Raw genomic sequence first — 17,062 nt, forward strand, 5'->3', positions numbered from 1 at the left:
CGTACGACAGACGAAGGCGAACCAGTGCACGGCGTGATCGGCGAGGCCCGCGCATGGTTGGTCCAGACCGGGCGCAGCGGACGCTACCTGCTCGGCACTCTGATGACCGCGACGGTGACGCTCGTGGCGGCGCCACTGCTGTGCATACCGTCGCTGGCAGCTCCCTGGGCGGAGCGCCACCGCCGGCGCGCCGGGGCGCTGCTGGGCAGACCGGTGGAGCCGCGCCCGTACGCCCTCCTCCGCGACCTTGCGTGGCTCGTGACTCAGGTGGCCACCGGCCTGCCCGCGGGCACACTCGCCCTGCTGTGCCTGGGTAACCTGCTCCTCACCCTTGTCGTCACCGTGGGGTGGTGGGCCTTTCCCACGTCGGATCCGCCACGGCTGCTGCTGCTCGGTGTCCCTATCAACAGCTGGGCACCCGCGCTGACGATCAATCTGGCGCAATTCCTGCTCCTTGCGGCGCTGGCGACCATCGCCCTGCCGCCGCTCGCCCGGGTGCACGCGCGGTGCTGCCTGGCAGTCCTGGCACCGTCTCCGGCGGAACAACTTGCCGCGCGCGTCACCGAGCTCACCCAGACGCGCGCAGACGTCCTGCAGGCGCACGGCGCGGAACTCCGCCGGATCGAACGCGACCTGCACGACGGCACCCAGGCCCGGCTGGTGGCCATCGCCATACGGCTTGCCGTGGCCGGGGAGAGCCTTCCCCAGGACCCCGACGCGGCCGCTGCGCTCGTACGGCAGGCCCAAGCCGAGACCGAAGAGGCTATGACCGAGCTGCGCTCCGTCATCCGCACCATCTACCCTCCGGTCCTGGCCGACCAGGGCCTCGTCGGCGCGCTCGGCACCCTGGCCACCAGGGCCGGCGTGCCGACCTGCATCGACATCGGCGAGGTCGGTGAGGTCCCTGCCGCGGTCGAAGCGGTCGCCTACTTCGCCGTCACCGAGGCGCTGGCGAACATCGCCCGGCACAGCCGAGCCACCGAGGCCGCCGTCCGCGTCACCCGCAACGGCGCGATGCTGTCCGCAGAGATCACCGACGACGGGACCGGCGGGGCGGACGCATCTCGAGGCAGCGGCCTGGACGGGATTCGCCGCCGTGCCGCCGCCCTGGACGGCACCATGAAGATCAGCAGCCCGCCGGGCGGGCCGACCACCATCACCGTGGAGCTGCCGTGCGTGTAGTCATCGCCGAGGACAACGTCCTGCTGTCCTCCGGACTCGAACTCCTGCTGAACTCCCAGGGCTTCGAGGTTGCCGCGATCACGGATGACGCCCCCGGCTTCCTCGCCGCCGTCGAGACCCACCGCCCGGACGTCACCATCGTCGACGTGCGGCTGCCCCCGACCTTCCGCGACGAGGGTATCCGCGCCGCCCTCCGGGCCCGCCGCGACCGCCCCGGACTTCCCGTCCTGGTCCTGTCTCAGTACGTCGAGCAGGAATACGCCGGCCGCCTCCTCTCCGACACCCGCGGCGGCATCGGCTATCTACTCAAAGACCGGGTGAGCCGTATCGCAGAGTTCACCGACGCACTGCGCCGCGTGGCCGCCGGCGGTACCTCTATGGACCCCGAGGTCATCGCCCAACTCCTCGCCGTCCGCGGCGATCCCGTCGACGCCCTCACCCCCCGCGAACGCGAGGTCCTGACTCTGATGGCCGAAGGGCACGACAACGCCACCATCGCCCAGCGGCTTTTCATCACCGACAACGCCGTCCACAAACACATCGGCAGCGTCTTCCTCAAACTCGGCCTGTCGGCCGGCGGCAGCGGCCACCGCCGGGTCCGCGCCGTCCTGGCCTACCTCCGCCGCCACGGCGGCACCGAACCCAGCCCCTGTTGAGTGACTGATGAGCAGGTACGTCACGCTCGCGACTTGCTCGCCCGCCCTGAGAACACCGTCACCTCGACCGCGAAGCTCCTCGGCGTCTCCAGGAACACGATCTACAACGACGCGCCCGAGCTGAAGGGCGGTCGCCGTGCACTCACCGAGGCGACCCATAACACCGGAACTGCCCCGACCTGCAAGGTCCGGGGACTGATCACCGCCGTTTGCGGCTGGTGACGATCCTGCTGGCTTATTCGGTCACGCGGCGAGGGAGAGGTCGAGGCGGGCAAGGTGGCTGACGCGGGTGCGGTCGAGCGGGTGGCCGTTCCACCAGGCATCGAGGCGGATGAGGTTGAGCGCAACGGCGGAGAGGACGTGCTCCAGGTGGGTCTTCTGGAGGCCGAGGTAGCGGGCACGTCTCATCCCGGTGACCGCGACGGCCTGGTGGATGGTTCCCTCGACGCCCGCGCGGGTTCCGTACTTGGCTCGCCACTGCTCGTCGGACTGCTGGAGGCGGGCATGGTCGAGGACTTCTTGCAGCTCGCGGGGTTGCAGGGAGAGGGTCCGGCCGCCGGTCTTCGAGCGGGTGCACTGGTCTCGCACCGGGCAGGGGCGACATGTCTCCTTGTCGAATTTGATGACGATGGCCTTGGTCCCGCGCTGGGTCGCGGGGCTCCACCAGGTGCTGGTTTCCCCGCGTGGGCAGGTGGCCTGCCGCTTCTCCCAGTCGATAGTGAACGCGGTGCGGTCGAACCCGGCGCCGGCACGTGCCTGGGGTGAGCTGTTCAGCAGGACCGGGGTGACCAGGGTGACCCCGAAGTTCTTCTTCATCCCCACGATCAACTCGACGGAGGCATAACCGGAATCGAGGAAGTGCTCGGCGGACAGAAGACCACGGCCTGCGAGCATGTGATGGACCGGTTCAGTCATTTCCGCGTCGGTCACTGTGGCGTCGGTGGTCGCGATGCTGGTGATCAAGCGTGGCGGCGGTCCGTCGGCTCCAGGGATCGTCGCCTGGCCGGTGGGCGCGTCCTGGTCATCAGTTTCGTCGCAGGACTCACTGATGTGGATCTTGTAGCGGGTCCACCAGGAGCCCTGTTTGAGGCCGTAGCGTGCGTCCGTGTCGTACGGGGAGGCCAGCCGCAGTCTGCCGGGCGGGAGGTTTTTGCTCTCCCGCCGCTTCACCTCCGCCCCGGCCTCGGTCACGGCGCGGTGGTAGTTCTGCACCCATATCGTGCGCAAAACCTGCACCGCTGGGAGCTCACGCAGCCAGGCCGGGGTGTCAGGGGCGTGCACCGCCTCCAGCAGCGCGAACCCGTCCCGGCCGTAGACCAGGGCCATCTCCTCGCGCTTGCTCGTGGAAGCCGGCGGATGCCAGGAGTGAATCCGCGGGCCGTAGCGTTCGGCCCATTCCCGAACGGGCACCGCCTGGGTCAGCCAGTCCGGGGCCGCGCAGGCCAGCGCCTCCAGCGCGGCCCGCAGCGTCTCCCCGGCCAGCTCCAGCCTGTTCAGATCGCGTACTGCCGCCAGCACGCGGGTGGAGTCAGTGCGTTGCCTGCCTCCCGCCTTCACCAGGCCCCGGTCCTTGAGCGCGGTCAGCAGCAGGTCGAGCACCTTCTCCTCCATCCCGTGCTTGACCAACCGCGTGCGGAACTCGGACAGCACCGAGGCGTCGAACCCGGGATCATCCAGCTCCAGGCCGAGCGCGTATTTCAGGTCCATGCCGTACCGCACCCGATGCACTGCCGCCCGGTCGGTGAGGTTCTCGGCGAACTGCAACACCGTCACCAGCGCGAGCTGGCCTGGTGACCAGCCTGGCCGTCCTCTGGCTTCGAACGCCTCGGCGAACTCGGCGTCCGCGAACAACTCGCCCAGCTCGTCACGGACCCGCATCGCCAACGGGTACGGGCCCCGTGCCGCCACCGCCCGCGCCACCTGCGCGGTCAGCTCAGGCACCTTCGGCCACGGCCTCGGCTGCATCGACATTCCACACCCCACCCGCGACCGGGAAAGCCAAGACGGCCGTTGCTGTCCTGCCCAACGAGCCGTCAGCCCCGCTGGGCACGGAATAAGCCAGCAGGATCGGTGACACGGTTCTTACCGGCACCCCGACATGCTGGACCACCGGAAGTTCTACACCTTCGACACCGAATCGGCCCCCGCGGGCGCTGGCGGCAAACGGTAGGGCAGTCCGGGGCGGTCGACCTGGCCGCCCTGCCCGCGGTCGACCCCGGTGCGACGACCCGCACTTCAATCAGGCCATCGTGAAATCCGGTCACGGCGTACAACCCTCGCGGTACACAAGGTGTCGTACATGCGAACACGTATACGTCTACAGGCTCCCGGGGGATCCTTGAACACCACGCACCACCTCACCCGCCGTACCCGACTCGCGTTCGTCGCCGGCATAGCCGTCCTCGCGAGCGTCACGGCTCCGCTGACCACAGCCACCGCGTACACCGCCACCACCCCGGTTTCGAAGGCCGGCGCCGAGAACCCCGCACCGGTGACCGTCGTCCAGGAAGGCGGCCCCACCGACGTCGCCACCGGCGACGTCCCGGCGTCGAAGGTCCGTTTCACCGCCACGCTGCCCGCGGGCTTCACCGGCGACGTCAAGGCCCAGCTGGTATTCACCCGGACTCCGGGAGCGGGCTGGGAGCCCCGGCAGGTGGCCTCCGCGCTCGACGCCACTTGCTCTCTGAACGGCGGCCCGTACACGTCGTGCCGGTTCGACACCGGCCACGACGAGTACACCGAAGGCATCATCTACCTCAGCCTGCCCACGGCCACCGCCACCACGGAGAACGCGGGCACGACGCTCACCTGGCAACTCCTGGTGAGCACCAAGGCCATGCTGGCCGACGGCCTCGGGGGCACCATCAACCTGACGGACGCCGCCGGGACCGCCCTGGCCGCGGCACCCGCACAGATCAACTTCGTCGAGGGGCGTGCGACCTCCCGCCCGACCATCTACGCCCGCGACACCGCCGGTACACTGTGGCAGTACGAGTCCGACGGCAAGTACGGCACCACCGCCTACAGCAGGCGCACCAAGGTCGGGGGCGGCTGGGAGATCTACAACACGATCACCCGCCTCGGCAAAACCGCCGTGGGCAGCGCTTCCACCGGAGTGGGCCACGACCTGGTCGCCCGTGACAAAGCCGGACGGCTCTGGTTCTACCGGGGCACCGGCCAGCCCGGGACCCCCTTCAAGCCCCGCACGCTCGTTGGCAGCGGCTGGGGCCAGTACACCGCCATCGTCGGCATGGGCGACTCACGTACCGACCGCGTTAACGACCTGCTGGCCCGGGACCGCGATGGCGTCCTGTGGTTCTACCGCGGCACCGGCGACCCAGCCAGGCCCTTCAAGACCCGCGTGAAGGTCGGGGGCGGCTGGAACAAGTTCACCAGCCTGACCTCCTTCCCCAACGGCATCGTGGCGAAGGACGCGGCCGGTGTGCTGTGGCTCTACGAGGCGAACCCGACCGGCGAGGTCGCCGCCCCGCTCAAGGCCCCGCAGAAGTTCGGCGTCGGTTTCGGCACCTACCGTGCCCTCGCCTTCGGCGACGACTTGGGCTGGGGCGAGGGCAAGGAGCTGGTGGCCCGAGACGCCAGCGGCAACCTCTGGGCGTACGAAGGTTCGTACTCCTACCCAGGCAAGCGCGGCCTCACCGGCAAGCGCACCCAGATCGGCACCGGCTGGAACATCTACAACACGCTGATCTGACCCGGCCACCCGCCGCGCCACGCCGATCTTCCGGCGCCGCGCGGCGGGTGCCGGACAGAGCCAGGTCCTACAGGGCGCTGACCCAGTACACCGCCCTGTAGGGCGCGGGCAAGCCCGTGCCACCCCGGGCGCACTCGTAGTGCAACTCCGCCGCCCGTCTGTGCGCCCAGGTCCTCGTAGCCGCTTGCGCATGGCCCCGGCACCTCCCGCCCGGCCCCCTCTCCGGCCCACGTCCGCCACGGCGGATCGCCCGGCCTGTTCTTCGACGCGGCCTCCTTGCGGATCGACTCCTCGGCGATCCGCCGGGCCCTGCCCTGGTCGTAGGCCACGCCAACCCGCTGCCGTACCAGGCCCAGGTGGTTTTTCATGGTCTTCGCCGCCCGGTACACCGCCAGCGTGCCCTCCGGCAGCTCCACCGCCCGCCGCACGAACTCCGCCACCGCCTCCGGAATGTTTTCCACCTTCGGGAAGCACCCCATGCGCTGATACGACTTGGCACCGCCTGGGTCAGCCAGTCCGGGGCCGCGCAGGCCAGCGCCTCCAGCGCGGCCCGCAGCGTCTCCCCGGCCAGCTCCAGCCTGTTCAGATCGCGTACTGCCGCCAGCACGCGGGTGGAGTCAGTGCGTTGCCTGCCTCCCGCCTTCACCAGGCCCCGGTCCTTGAGCGCGGTCAGCAGCAGGTCGAGCACCTTCTCCTCCATCCCGTGCTTGACCAACCGCGTGCGGAACTCGGACAGCACCGAGGCGTCGAACCCGGGATCATCCAGCTCCAGGCCGAGCGCGTATTTCAGGTCCATGCCGTACCGCACCCGATGCACTGCCGCCCGGTCGGTGAGGTTCTCGGCGAACTGCAACACCGTCACCAGCGCGAGCTGGCCTGGTGACCAGCCTGGCCGTCCTCTGGCTTCGAACGCCTCGGCGAACTCGGCGTCCGCGAACAACTCGCCCAGCTCGTCACGGACCCGCATCGCCAACGGGTACGGGCCCCGTGCCGCCACCGCCCGCGCCACCTGCGCGGTCAGCTCAGGCACCTTCGGCCACGGCCTCGGCTGCATCGACATTCCACACCCCACCCGCGACCGGGAAAGCCAAGACGGCCGTTGCTGTCCTGCCCAACGAGCCGTCAGCCCCGCTGGGCACGGAATATGCCAGCAGGATCGGTGACACGGTTCTTACCGGCACGACGGCAGTGAGTTCAGCGTGACTGAGGGGCTTTCACCGGGAACCCACGGCGTTTTCCGCTGGCGGGCACGAAAGTGCGGTGGGTATCGGCAGGATACTGAACTTGAATTCGTGATGCCGGTCTGACCGGGGCGGGTGTGGTTGCCGGTATCCGACGGTGCAGGCGGTCGACCAGCGAGGCATCCACTCACCAGACTGAGCGGGTGACGACACGACCATCCTCTCCTGAAGATCTCCGGGCTGTTCTCTTCGATTCAGGCGGCGTGCTGATGCAGCCGATCGGTGGCCGGTGGAACCCACGAGCGGACTTCGAGCAGACCGTCCTCGCCTACGACCCCTCGATCACGCCGGAACAGTTCGCGGCAGCCATCGCCGCAGGCGACCATTTCTTCGCCACCTCGTCGTCGACGCCCGACTACGACGACTACCACCGGGTGATGCTTCACAACCTCGGTGTGGACCCGACCTCGCAACTCCTCGCTGACTTGCGCCGCGAAGTCCCCCCGGCCACGGTCCTGGAGACGTACCCAGAGGTCGTTGGAACCCTGGAAGAGCTGAGCCGGCGAGGCGTGCGGATGGCGGTGGTGTCGGATGCCTGGCCCGGTCTGCCCGCCCTCCACGCGGGACTGGGGATCGGGCAGTTCTTCGAGGCGTATGCGATCTCCGCCGAGCTCGGCTGCAACAAGCCGGACCCGCGCATGTACCACCACGCCAGCACCGCGCTGAATCTCCCGCCTGCGCAATGCCTGTTCGTCGACGACGATCCGAGCCTGGTCGCCGCCGCGATCAAACTCGGATATGCGGGGAGCGCGGTCTGTCGGGGATCGGCTACCTCGGATATGCCATCCATCGCGTCCCTGGCGGAATTGCTGGACCTCTTCTGAAGCGATGGCAGGCAGTGCGGTCTTCGCGCGGTCACCGGCAGCGGTGGCGATGGCGCTGCCAGCAGACCGCCGGTCAACCGTCGAGGGGCAGCCCGGTGCCCGTGCTCAGCCGAACGGCCCCGACATCACCCAATCAAGTTCAGTAGTCATTCGCCCTCGGCGGCCCGCTCGATCTGGTCGTCCAGCAGGTCCTGGGCGATGGTCGCGTAGCGGCTCGCGGTGGTGTGGGACAGGTTGAAGACCAGGGCGAGGTGCAGCGGGTCGGCGCCGACGGTCAGGGCTTCGTGCAGTACCCGGTCGCCGCGGATGCGTTCTAGGTAGACGCCCTGGTGCAAGAGGTGCCGCTTGAGGTATTCGGCGCTGACGGGCCCGGTCCCCAGGGCGGTTTTCGCGTTGATGATCACGTGCCGGTTGGGGGTCTTCGGCCAGCTGACGCTGCGTTGGTTGAGCCAGGCCAGCAGGGTCTGGTGGGGGAGTTCGCCGAGTCGTTGAGCGTGTCCGGAGATGGAGATCCGGCGGTGGGGTAGGTCGAGGTCGTCCAGGGTGAGGTGTCGGATGGCCGTGGCGCGGGCGGCGTGGACGGCGGCCAGGGCGACGATCAGTCGTTGCGCCGGGGTGACGGCGATCCGTTCGACGGCGAGCACTTCGGCGTCGGTCATCGGCAGCAGGTTGCGCTCGATCTCTTCGGTCTTGAGCCGGGTAGTGGGGTTGGCGAAGATCAGGCCGCGTTTCTTGGCGAAGCGGAACAGCGAGCGCAGTGCGGCGATGGCGTTGCGCCGCCGCCATCCGCGCAGCGGAGCCAGGGCGGTACTGACGTCGGCGACGGTTATCTCACGCAGGTGCTCGCGAGTGGCCGCCCAGTTCTCCAGCAGAGGTTTGACGCACCCGAAGTAGACGTAGAGGCAGGCGTGCGACCGTGGCCTGGCGCGGCTGTCACCGTCAAGCAGGACCAGCAGCCAGTCACGGACGTCTCTGGCGAAGCCGGCGGGTAGTTCGCTGGTGCGGCGGTCGAGCCAGGAGCGGATCGCCAAGGTGCCGTCCTCGTCCAGAAGTCCCAGAACGGGCTCCGGTCACCCGGACGAGGTAACAGGTCCTGGTACAGGCACTCTCAAGAACGCCGGTCGGTCGTGGACGAGGCCGGGAACTCAGCGACTATTGCTCACCCGGTCTCGCCGTCCATCCGCTGGCCGGGCGGGACTCCGCGGAACGCCCTGGCGTCGCGCTCATCGCGTCCGTTCCATGCACACCAACTGGTCCCGCCCGTCCCACGGTTGCGTGTGCGTGAAGCCGAGCCGCTCGTGCAGGGCGATGGCGCCCGTGCGCCACTTCCACACGGACAGACGGACCGTCGGGACTGCGCGCTCCTCGGCATCCGCAAGCGCGGCGTTGATCAGCCGGGACGCGATGCCCCGGCCCCGGAACCCGGGGTCCGTCCACAGCCGCTTGACCTCCGTACGCCCGTCGACCGCGGCCGTCACGACGAGACAGCCCACGGGCGCGTCCCCGCTGAAGGCCATCAGGACAAGATCGTCACGGAAGGCGGACCGCGGATCCGAGATCTCCGCCCGGTACCGGTCGGGCAGCTCCGTCACATCGGCGACGGCCTCGCCCTTCTAGGCCTGCGTCTGCAGATGGTAGGCCGCCAGCAGGTCGGTCAGCGCGTCCGCGACGGCCGGAGCAAGGCCGCGACCTGGGTGACGATCGACGGCAACCCGGGATGGATCACTCATGACGCCAGGATCACATACCGCGACGTGTCTCGATCGGCCGGAACCGGGTGCGGGAGCGGCGCCCCACGGAGGGATGTCCCGGTAAGGACCTGGGCAGGTAGTGGTGTACGAGCCGGACCGGGGCCGGGCCGGGTGCAGAAGGGTGTGCGATGTGAGCGAGCGGACCGAGTGGCAGTTCTCCGACGACCGTGGACAACTGTCGAGTGCCGGGCGGCGCCCGTCGCGTGTGCTCGCCTATGTCCAGGCCGGAGCCACGCTGTGGGACCACGGGATACGTCCGAGCGGGATCTTCGGATCGGACCACGACGGCGAGTCGCCCGACCGGGCCAAGACCGGGTCGCTGCCGCTCACCGAGGTCGACTATCTCGGTGCGGGCAGCGTCCTGGACGTGGACACCCTCTTACGGGGCGGGCCGGATCTCGTGGTGGCCGTCAGCTACGGGGGAGGGCGTGTCTACGGATTGGCCCCGGAGACCGCCAAGCACTTGGAGGAGCACGTGCCGGTCGTCGTGATCGACGTGGGCCAGGCACGCCCCCTCAGTGACATCGGCGACCGGTTCGCCGAGCTGGCCCGCTCGCTCGGGGCCGAGGAGGGAGGGTCCGCGGCGACGGACGACCTGGAAGCAGCCCGGGAACGGCTGCGCACTCTCGCCGCCGGTCCGTCCCGGCCCCGGGTGCTCGCCCTGTCACCGACGGAGCAGGACCAGGCGCATCTCGCGCGTCCCCGCATGTGGCCGGAGCTGCGCGTGCTGGCGGAGCTGGGTGTCGACGTCGTCGAACCGGCCGCCGGGCCCGGTGCCAACTGGTCCACGGTCGGCTGGGCGGAGGCGGCGGCCCTCCGTCCCAGGATCCTGCTCACCGACGTCCGGTCCAATGCCACACCTCTGGACCGGCTCCGGTCGAACGCTGACTGGACGGCGCTGGAGCGGGCGGCCGCGGTGGTGCCGTGGAATCCGGAACCGGTCTGCAGCCCCCAGGCCCATGCACATTTCCTGACGCTGGTGGCCGACGCGGTGGAGGCGGCGCAAGGCCGGTAGCGCGCCGGAACCGTCGCACCGCCCGGCACGTCCGACGGGCAAGCAGCAAGGACCGAGGGTGGACAGGGGCGGGGCATGAACAGAGGCAGGGTGGGCGGAACGGTCGCGGTGATCCTCGTGACCGCGCTGACGGCGTCGGCGTGCGGCGGGGGTGCCTCCGAGGATCTCGTGACCGAGGGGAGCCCCCCGGCCGCGCCCTACAGCGGCCCGCTCGACGTACCGCATCCGAACGTCGAAGCCGACACCCCGCAGGCGATGAAGACGAAATCGGGGGCCGCCGGCCGCGCTCTGGAGTGCGCGGGGGACATCTACTCCGGCAGCGGCAGCGAAACCTGGAGCAAGGGCGACGGCGGGGCGACGCCCGAGGAAGGGCTGAAGCTGCACTTCGAGATCGAGCAGCCCGATCTGCCGCAGTACGGCTATCGCGTGGAACGCGAGGAGGCGGACCGGGTCCTGTACTCGTTCGACGTGGACCGCAGGACGAAGATCGCCGTCGTCGTCGCCAAGGACCAAAAGGGGCGTCCGGGCTGGGGGCCGGAGACCGCCGCCTCGTGCGACCCGGCGGAGCTGCCGTCGAGCTATACGGACAAGCGGCCGTACCGGGTCTGGACCGACAAGGACGGCCACCGGGTGCCGGTGTCCGAGCTGAACAGCTCGGCGGGCGAGGCGCACTGCGACTGGCAGGAGGCGAACTTCCTTGAATGGGAAGCGGGTTCGGGAGGGGAGGTCTCGGCCGATCGGAAGGTCTATGCGCGTGACCCGAAGGGCGTACTCCCGTCCGGCATGCTCACCTCGGCGTACGACGGGGACGTGACGATGCCCGCCGGTGCGCGGTCCACGGGCTACCACCTGGACGACTGGGAACTGTGGCTGACCGACGACATGTCCAGGGTCTATGTCCGCACCCCGGACGGGGTGGAGGCGTGGCCCGCCGTGAAGCAGGACATGGGATGCCGGTGACCTGTCCGGCGTGGCGGGCCCTCACGACGGGTCCGAGGGTCCGTCATCGAGCGCCGGACAGGCGCGGTACGGCGCCCAGGACCTGTGTGACACATGCTGATGGGCCCGACGCGTCTGCGCGGCAGCAGATGTGTGGGCCCCGAGCGCGTCGGTGGTTGTTACTGTCGACGCCTTGACCGGCGGGAGGGCGGCGGCAGGGCATGCGGGTGACGATGACGAGCACTGCGGCGCGGACTGGCCACGTGAACGAGGACTTCACTGGCGCCGTACCGACGGCAGCGGTGCTGATCGACGGCGCCGGCATCTCCGGCACCGAATCGATCTGCCGGCACGGCGTGGCCTGGTAAGCCAGCCGACTGGGAGGCAGCCTCCTCGGTCTCTTGTCACTCGTGCGGGACCGCAGCCTTTCGGCGCTGCTCGCCGAGGCCATCGAGCAGGTGACGGACGATCACCGGGGCACCTGCGACGTCGCCGACCCCATCAGTCCGTCGGCGACCATAGCCATCCTGCGTCTGTCCGACGGCCTCATCGAGCACCTGGTGCTCGGTGACTCGGTCCTCGTGCTCGACAGAGCAGACAGTGCGCCGCTCGTCGTGTCCGATCCCACGCCGAGAGCCACCCCTTCTTCACCGGCAAGGCCCGGGTCGTCGACACCGAGGGGCAGGTCGCCAAGTTCGAACGCCGGTACGGGGAGGGAGAGCGCCCGGAAGCCCCCTGACCCCGTACCGCCCCGGAGACTTCCGCCGCGCCGCCGGGTGCGGCGGAAGACTCCGGCCGTCACCCCTCTTGACACCGTCGGTCAACCCCTCGTAACTTGCCTGCAACATCGAACTAACGCGCGTTACTAAAGCGCGTAACCGGAGCACGACCCGCCGCCGGCGGGACGCAGGGGGTAGTCGAACATGGCCACGAACAAGGCGCGCCGCGTGACGATGAGCGATGTCGCTCGCCATGCGGGTGTCTCGCGGACCACCGTCTCCTTCGTGCTCAACGAGCGTGCCGACGCCGCCATCCCCGAGGACACCCAGGCCCGCATCCGGGCCTCGATCGAGGAGCTCGGCTACCGGCCCAACGCCGGAGCCCGCGCGCTCGCCGCCAAGCGCAGCGAGTGGTACGGGCTCATCACCGAGATCGTCACCGCGCCGTTCGCCGTCGATGTGATCAAAGGTGCCCAGGACCGGGCCTGGGCCGACGGGAAGTTCCTCCTCATCACCGCGGGCGACAACGACCCCGCCATGGAGGCCGCCGCCTTCGACAAACTCCTGGAGCAGCGCGCAGAGGGGCTGCTGTACGCCACCACCTGGCACCGCGCCGTGACGCTGCCGCCCGCCGCCCGCGAGGTGCCGGTCGTCCTGGTGAACTGCTTCGACGCGGACGGCGCCCTGCCGTCCGTGGTGCCCGACGAGGTGGCGGGCGGGTACACCGCGACCCGGCGGCTGATCGACGCGGGCCACCGGCGCATCGGGTTCATCAACCTCGACACCGGCATCCCGGCCGCCGTCGGCCGGCTCAAGGGGTACGAGCAGGCGCTGCGCGAAGCCGGCGCCGACATCGACGACACCCTCGTGGTATCGGGGCACGCCACCGCGGACGGCGGCTACGCGGCGGCCTGCGAACTGCTCGACCGCGCGGATCCGGGTCACCGCCCGACCGCTCTGTTCTGCGGGAACGACCGGACGGCGATGGGCGCCTACGACGCCATCAAGGAACGCGGACTGCGGATCCCCGACGACATCGCCGTCATCGGATTCGACAACCAGGAACTCATCGCCGCCTACCTGCGGCCCGGCCTCACCACGGTCGCCCTGCCCTTCGAGGCCATGGGGGCAAAGGGCGTTGACATGCTCGGCGCTCTCACAGCGGGCCAGCCGCTCACCACCACACAGGTGACGGTCGACTGCCCGCTGATCGAACGCTCGTCGGTCTGACTGCAATCAGTCCGACGGGGATCCTCACCCGTCTTCGGCACAGTGAAGAGAGAGAAGAAACCACATTATGGCACCGACCATACGTGTCCGGCGTTTCCGGCCTGCCGTACTCGCCGCCCCCGTCGTCGCCGCGGCCCTGCTGCTCACCGGCTGCAGCGGCACCGGTACGAACGCCGCGGGGGACACCTCCGGCGACCAGCTCCTCACCATTCCCCGTGAGGACTTCGCCACCTTCACCCGGAACTTCAACCCGTTCGCCCCCAGCCAGGTCGTGGCGCCCCTGACCACCCAAGCGATCTACGAGGCGATGCTCGTCTACAACCCGGCCAACGGCAAGGCAACGCCGTGGCTGGCCACCTCCTGGGAGACCAGTGCCGACGGCAGGACGGTGACGTTCACGCTGCGCGACGGCGTCAAGTGGTCCGACGGCAAGCCGCTGACCGCCGAGGACGTCGCGTACACCTTCGCACTGCAGAAGAAGCTGCTCGGCGGCTACGAGTATCTGAAGTCGGCGAAGGCCGAGGGCGCGGACAAGGTGGTCTTCAGCCTCACGAAGCCCTATTCGCCCGGTCTGTTCGAGCTGGGCAAGCAGGTCATCGTGCCCCGGCATGTGTGGGAGAAGGTCAAGGACCCGGCGAAGGACACCAACCCGAACCCGGTGGGCACGGGCCCGTACACCAAGGTCGCCAACTTCCAGAGCCAGTCGTACGAGCTCCGCAGGAACCCCGAGTACTGGCAGCCGAAGAAGCAGCAGATCGCCGGGATCCGGGTGCTCGGCTTCTCCGGGAACGACAGCGCCAACCTGGCGTTCGTGAACGGCGAGGCGGACTGGACGCAGTCCTTCATCCCCGACGTGCAGAAGAGCTTCGTCGACAAGGACCCGAAACACAACGCGTACTGGTACCCGCGGACCGGGTCGATGGTCGAGTGGACCATGAACACGACCAAGGCGCCGTTCGACGACCCGAAGGTGCGCAAGGCGCTCAGCCAGGCCGTCGACCGGGACAGCGTCACCGAGGTCGGCATGAACGGGTACACGGAGCCGGCCGACTGCACCGGCCTGTCCGGCGGTTACGACGCGTGGCGCGACGCCGCCCTCGCCGCATCCTGCACCTGGACGAAGCACGACGCCGTCGCTGCCGGCAAGGCGCTCGACGAGGCCGGGTACCCGAAGGGCTCGGACGGCAGGCGCAAGCTGAAGAGCGGCAAGCCGTTCACCTTCGACATCTCGGTCGGATCCGCCTCCTCCGACTGGCTGTCCGTCGCCAACATCATCAAGCAGAACCTCGCCGAGGTCGGTGTCACCGCCCACGTGAAGTCCCCCGACTGGGCCGCCGTCGTCAGCGGTTACGAGACCGGTGACTACGACACCGGGATCGTGTGGAGCGACAACGGCGCCACACCGTTCCAGTTCTACCGGACCACGATGGGCACGGAATCGGTCAAGCCCGTCGGCACCAAGACGGTCAGCAACTACCACCGCTTCGGTGACAAGAAGGCCGATCGGCTGCTGAACGAGTTCGCCGCCGCCCCCGACGAGGCCGGGCAGAAGGCCAAGGTCGACGCGTTGCAGAAGCTGTTCGCCGAGGACGCGCCCGTGGTGCCGCTCTTCCCCGGCCCGGAGTGGGGCGCGTACACCGACATCCGGTTCACTGGCTGGCCGACGGCGGACAACCCGTACGCCACGCTGACCAACCGCGGTGACACCACCGTCCTCGTCCTGACGAGCCTGAAGCCCGTCAAGAACCGACAGCACTGACACCCCCACTCACTCCGGTGGTCCGCCCGCGCCGACAGCAGCTTCGGCGGGCCACCGGCCCCTCAAGATCGGAGAGGGACCAGTGCGTTACATCCTGCGCAACCTGGGCTTCTACCTGCTGGCCTTCTGGGCTTCCATCACCCTGAACTTCATGCTGCCCCGCTTCATGCCCGGCGACCCGGTCTCCCGGATGTTCGCCCGCTCGCAGAGCCAGATGCAGCCCGAGCAGATCGACCAGCTCCGACGGCTCTTCGGCCTCGACCACCGGCCGATGTGGCAGCAGTACCTCGACTACGTCAAGGACGTCTGCACCGGGCACATGGGCATCTCCATCTCCCGCTTCCCGACCCCCGTCTCCGAGGTCATCGCCTCACAGATCGGCTGGACGCTGCTGCTGGGCGGAACCGCCCTGGTCATCGCCGTCGTCATCGGTAATCTGCTGGGCATCCTCGCCGCCTGGCGCCGCGGTGGCGTCCTCGACTCGGTGTTCCCGCCGCTGCTCGTCTTCGCAGGCTCGTTCCCTTACTTCTGGCTCGCCATGGGCGCCCTTTACCTGTTCGGCATGACGCTCGGCTGGTTCCCCATGCGACACGCCTTCGACGTCGGCTTCAGCCCGGACCTGTCCTGGGCATTCCTTTCCAACGCGGCCTCGCACCTGGTGCTGCCCGCACTGACGATCGTCCTGGTGTCGATCGGCGGCTGGATGCTCGGCATGCGCAACACGATGATCGCCACGGTCGCCGAGGACTACATCACGATGGCTGAGGCCAAGGGGCTCAGCCCCAGCCGCATCATGTTCCGGTACGCGGCACGCAACGCGATGCTGCCGTCGGTCACCAACTTCGGCATGGCGCTCGGATTCGTGGTCGGCGGCGCGTTGCTCACCGAGGTCGTCTTCGCCTACCCGGGCGTCGGCTTCCAGCTGCTCGCCGCGGTCCAGGGCCTCGACTACCCGCTGATGCAGGGGATCTTCCTCACCATCACCGCCGCGGTCCTGGTCGCCAACTTCCTCGTCGACCTCGTCCATGTCCGTCTCGACCCGCGCGTGCGCGTCCGCTGAGCGGCCGGAGAAGGAGAAGACCCATGAGTGTCCTCGACTCCCGCACGGAGCCCGCCGCGCCACGGACGGCGCCCCCGGACGCCGACGCGCCGAAGGCCCCTCGCGCCCGTGCCGGGCTGCTGCGGTCGCTGCTCGCCAACCGCAAGGCCCTGTTCGGTGCCGTCGTCCTCGTGCTGTTCGTGCTGCTCGCCCTGCTGGCGCCGCTGATCGCCCCCGGCGACCCGTCGAAGATCAACAGTCTGGGTGCCGGCGCTCCGTCGGCGTCCCATCCGCTCGGTACGACCGCCAAGGGGCAGGATGTCCTCGCACTGACCCTGTGGGGTGCGCGCAGCTCGCTGCTCGTCGGCTTCTCGGTCGGGATCGCCGCGACCGCCCTCGCCGTGCTCGTCGGCATGGCGTCCGCCTACTTCGGGCGGCTCGTCGACGACGTGCTCTCGCTCGTCACCAACATCTTCCTGCTCGTGCCCGGCGTACCGCTGCTGGTCATACTCGCAGCGTTCATGCCGCCCGGCACCACGACCGTCATCCTGGTCCTCGTCGTCACCGGCTGGGCGGGCTCCGCCCGGGTGCTGCGCGCCCAGGCCAAGTCGATCCGCGGCAAGGACTTCGTCGCCGCCTCCGTCGTCACCGGTGAACGCGCCGTACGGATCATGTTCCGGGAGATCCTCCCCAACATGGCGTCGGTCGTCATGACGACGCTGCTCGGCTGCGTCATCTTCGGCATCGGCGCCCAGGCGGGCCTGGAGTTCCTCGGTCTCGGCGACGCGAGCGTCGTCAGCTGGGGCACCAACCTGTACTGGGCCGGCAACGACGGCGCGCTGATGACCGGCGCCTGGTGGGTGTTCGTGCCCTCCGGCCTGTGTATCGCCCTCGTCGCCTTCGCCCTCGCGATGGTCAACTACGCGGTCGACGAGATCACCAACCCGAGGCTGCGTGCACGCCGCCCCAGGACCGCCACGAAGAAGGGCTGAACG

The 17,062-nt window shown here is 69.3% G+C and carries 16 protein-coding genes and 2 pseudogenes; 13 read left to right on the forward strand and 5 right to left on the reverse strand.

Annotated features, from left to right (window positions below; all coding sequences use genetic code 11):
• Positions 1-24: 24 nt before the first annotated feature.
• From OG972_RS37465 to OG972_RS37475, 3 genes are read left to right on the forward strand one after another with little or no spacing between them, the layout of a single operon-like run.
• A complete protein-coding gene (locus OG972_RS37465; protein ID WP_266989144.1) occupies positions 25-1,182 on the forward strand; it encodes a sensor histidine kinase in 1,158 nt (385 codons plus the stop codon).
• On the forward strand, positions 1,173-1,838 hold the full coding sequence (locus tag OG972_RS37470) for a response regulator transcription factor (RefSeq protein WP_266989146.1): 666 nt from the start codon (positions 1,173-1,175) through the stop codon (positions 1,836-1,838). The genes OG972_RS37465 and OG972_RS37470 overlap by 10 nt, the downstream gene beginning before the upstream one ends.
• Positions 1,839-1,871: 33 nt before the next feature.
• Positions 1,872-2,060, forward strand: a complete 189-nt coding sequence (locus OG972_RS37475; protein ID WP_266989148.1) for a hypothetical protein — start codon at positions 1,872-1,874, stop codon at positions 2,058-2,060.
• A 21-nt stretch (positions 2,061-2,081) separates the two neighbouring features.
• Here the strand turns inward: OG972_RS37475 and OG972_RS37480 are convergent, their stop codons facing one another.
• Entirely contained in the window at positions 2,082-3,803 is a 1,722-nt protein-coding gene (locus OG972_RS37480; protein ID WP_266989150.1) for an IS1182 family transposase, read from the reverse strand.
• Between the two features lie 373 nt (positions 3,804-4,176).
• Here OG972_RS37480 and OG972_RS37485 point away from each other — a divergent pair, with 373 nt between their 5' ends.
• Positions 4,177-5,550, forward strand: a complete 1,374-nt coding sequence (locus OG972_RS37485; protein ID WP_266989152.1) for a hypothetical protein — start codon at positions 4,177-4,179, stop codon at positions 5,548-5,550.
• On the opposite strand, the gene OG972_RS49660 is transcribed toward OG972_RS37485, so the two are convergent.
• Both OG972_RS49660 and OG972_RS37490 read right to left on the reverse strand, forming a co-directional pair.
• Complete coding sequence (locus OG972_RS49660; protein WP_353961649.1) at positions 5,532-6,029, reverse strand: hypothetical protein; 498 nt, start codon at positions 6,027-6,029, stop codon at positions 5,532-5,534. The two genes, OG972_RS37485 and OG972_RS49660, sit on opposite strands and share 19 nt — an antisense overlap.
• On the reverse strand, positions 5,915-6,604 hold the full coding sequence (locus OG972_RS37490) for a transposase (protein WP_266989154.1): 690 nt from the start codon (positions 6,602-6,604) through the stop codon (positions 5,915-5,917). Before OG972_RS37490 ends, OG972_RS49660 begins: the two co-directional genes overlap by 115 nt.
• A 330-nt stretch (positions 6,605-6,934) precedes the next feature.
• Here OG972_RS37490 and OG972_RS37495 point away from each other — a divergent pair, with 330 nt between their 5' ends.
• Positions 6,935-7,615 carry an HAD-IA family hydrolase gene (locus OG972_RS37495; RefSeq protein WP_323135923.1) on the forward strand — a complete coding sequence of 227 codons (681 nt, stop codon included), beginning with the start codon at positions 6,935-6,937 and terminating at the stop codon, positions 7,613-7,615.
• Between the two features lie 146 nt (positions 7,616-7,761).
• Here OG972_RS37495 and OG972_RS37500 read toward each other — a convergent pair whose 3' ends face one another.
• Both OG972_RS37500 and OG972_RS37505 read right to left on the reverse strand, forming a co-directional pair.
• Positions 7,762-8,646 (reverse strand): hypothetical protein, encoded by an 885-nt coding sequence (locus tag OG972_RS37500; protein ID WP_266989158.1) that lies wholly within the window; start codon positions 8,644-8,646, stop codon positions 7,762-7,764.
• Positions 8,647-8,838: 192 nt separating this feature from the next.
• A pseudogene (locus tag OG972_RS37505) lies at positions 8,839-9,345 on the reverse strand (GNAT family N-acetyltransferase).
• Between the two features lie 151 nt (positions 9,346-9,496).
• On the opposite strand from OG972_RS37505, the gene OG972_RS37510 reads away from it, so the two are divergent.
• From OG972_RS37510 to OG972_RS37545, 8 genes and pseudogenes are all read left to right on the forward strand, one after another.
• A complete protein-coding gene (locus OG972_RS37510; protein WP_266989160.1) occupies positions 9,497-10,381 on the forward strand; it encodes an ABC transporter substrate-binding protein in 885 nt (294 codons plus the stop codon).
• A gap of 75 nt (positions 10,382-10,456) precedes the next feature.
• Entirely contained in the window at positions 10,457-11,341 is an 885-nt protein-coding gene (locus tag OG972_RS37515; RefSeq protein WP_266989162.1) for a hypothetical protein, read from the forward strand.
• 212 nt (positions 11,342-11,553) lie between these two features.
• Positions 11,554-11,688: a hypothetical protein gene (locus OG972_RS37520; protein WP_266989164.1), complete on the forward strand. Its 135-nt coding sequence runs from the start codon at positions 11,554-11,556 to the stop codon at positions 11,686-11,688.
• A gap of 210 nt (positions 11,689-11,898) precedes the next feature.
• Positions 11,899-12,059, forward strand: a pseudogene (rpmE, locus tag OG972_RS37525) (50S ribosomal protein L31); the annotation flags it as partial.
• Positions 12,060-12,243: 184 nt separating this feature from the next.
• A complete protein-coding gene (locus tag OG972_RS37530) occupies positions 12,244-13,269 on the forward strand; it encodes a LacI family DNA-binding transcriptional regulator (protein WP_266989166.1) in 1,026 nt (341 codons plus the stop codon).
• A 67-nt stretch (positions 13,270-13,336) separates the two neighbouring features.
• Positions 13,337-15,028: an ABC transporter substrate-binding protein gene (locus tag OG972_RS37535; protein ID WP_266989168.1), complete on the forward strand. Its 1,692-nt coding sequence runs from the start codon at positions 13,337-13,339 to the stop codon at positions 15,026-15,028.
• 82 nt (positions 15,029-15,110) lie between these two features.
• Positions 15,111-16,088, forward strand: a complete 978-nt coding sequence (locus tag OG972_RS37540; RefSeq protein WP_266989170.1) for an ABC transporter permease — start codon at positions 15,111-15,113, stop codon at positions 16,086-16,088.
• Between the two features lie 23 nt (positions 16,089-16,111).
• Complete coding sequence (locus OG972_RS37545) at positions 16,112-17,059, forward strand: ABC transporter permease (protein ID WP_266989172.1); 948 nt, start codon at positions 16,112-16,114, stop codon at positions 17,057-17,059.
• Positions 17,060-17,062 lie beyond the last annotated feature (3 nt).

Origin of the sequence: Streptomyces sp. NBC_01669 (assembly GCF_026339735.1) — a bacterium.
In the GTDB taxonomy this organism is placed as follows: domain Bacteria; phylum Actinomycetota; class Actinomycetes; order Streptomycetales; family Streptomycetaceae; genus Streptomyces; species Streptomyces yanii.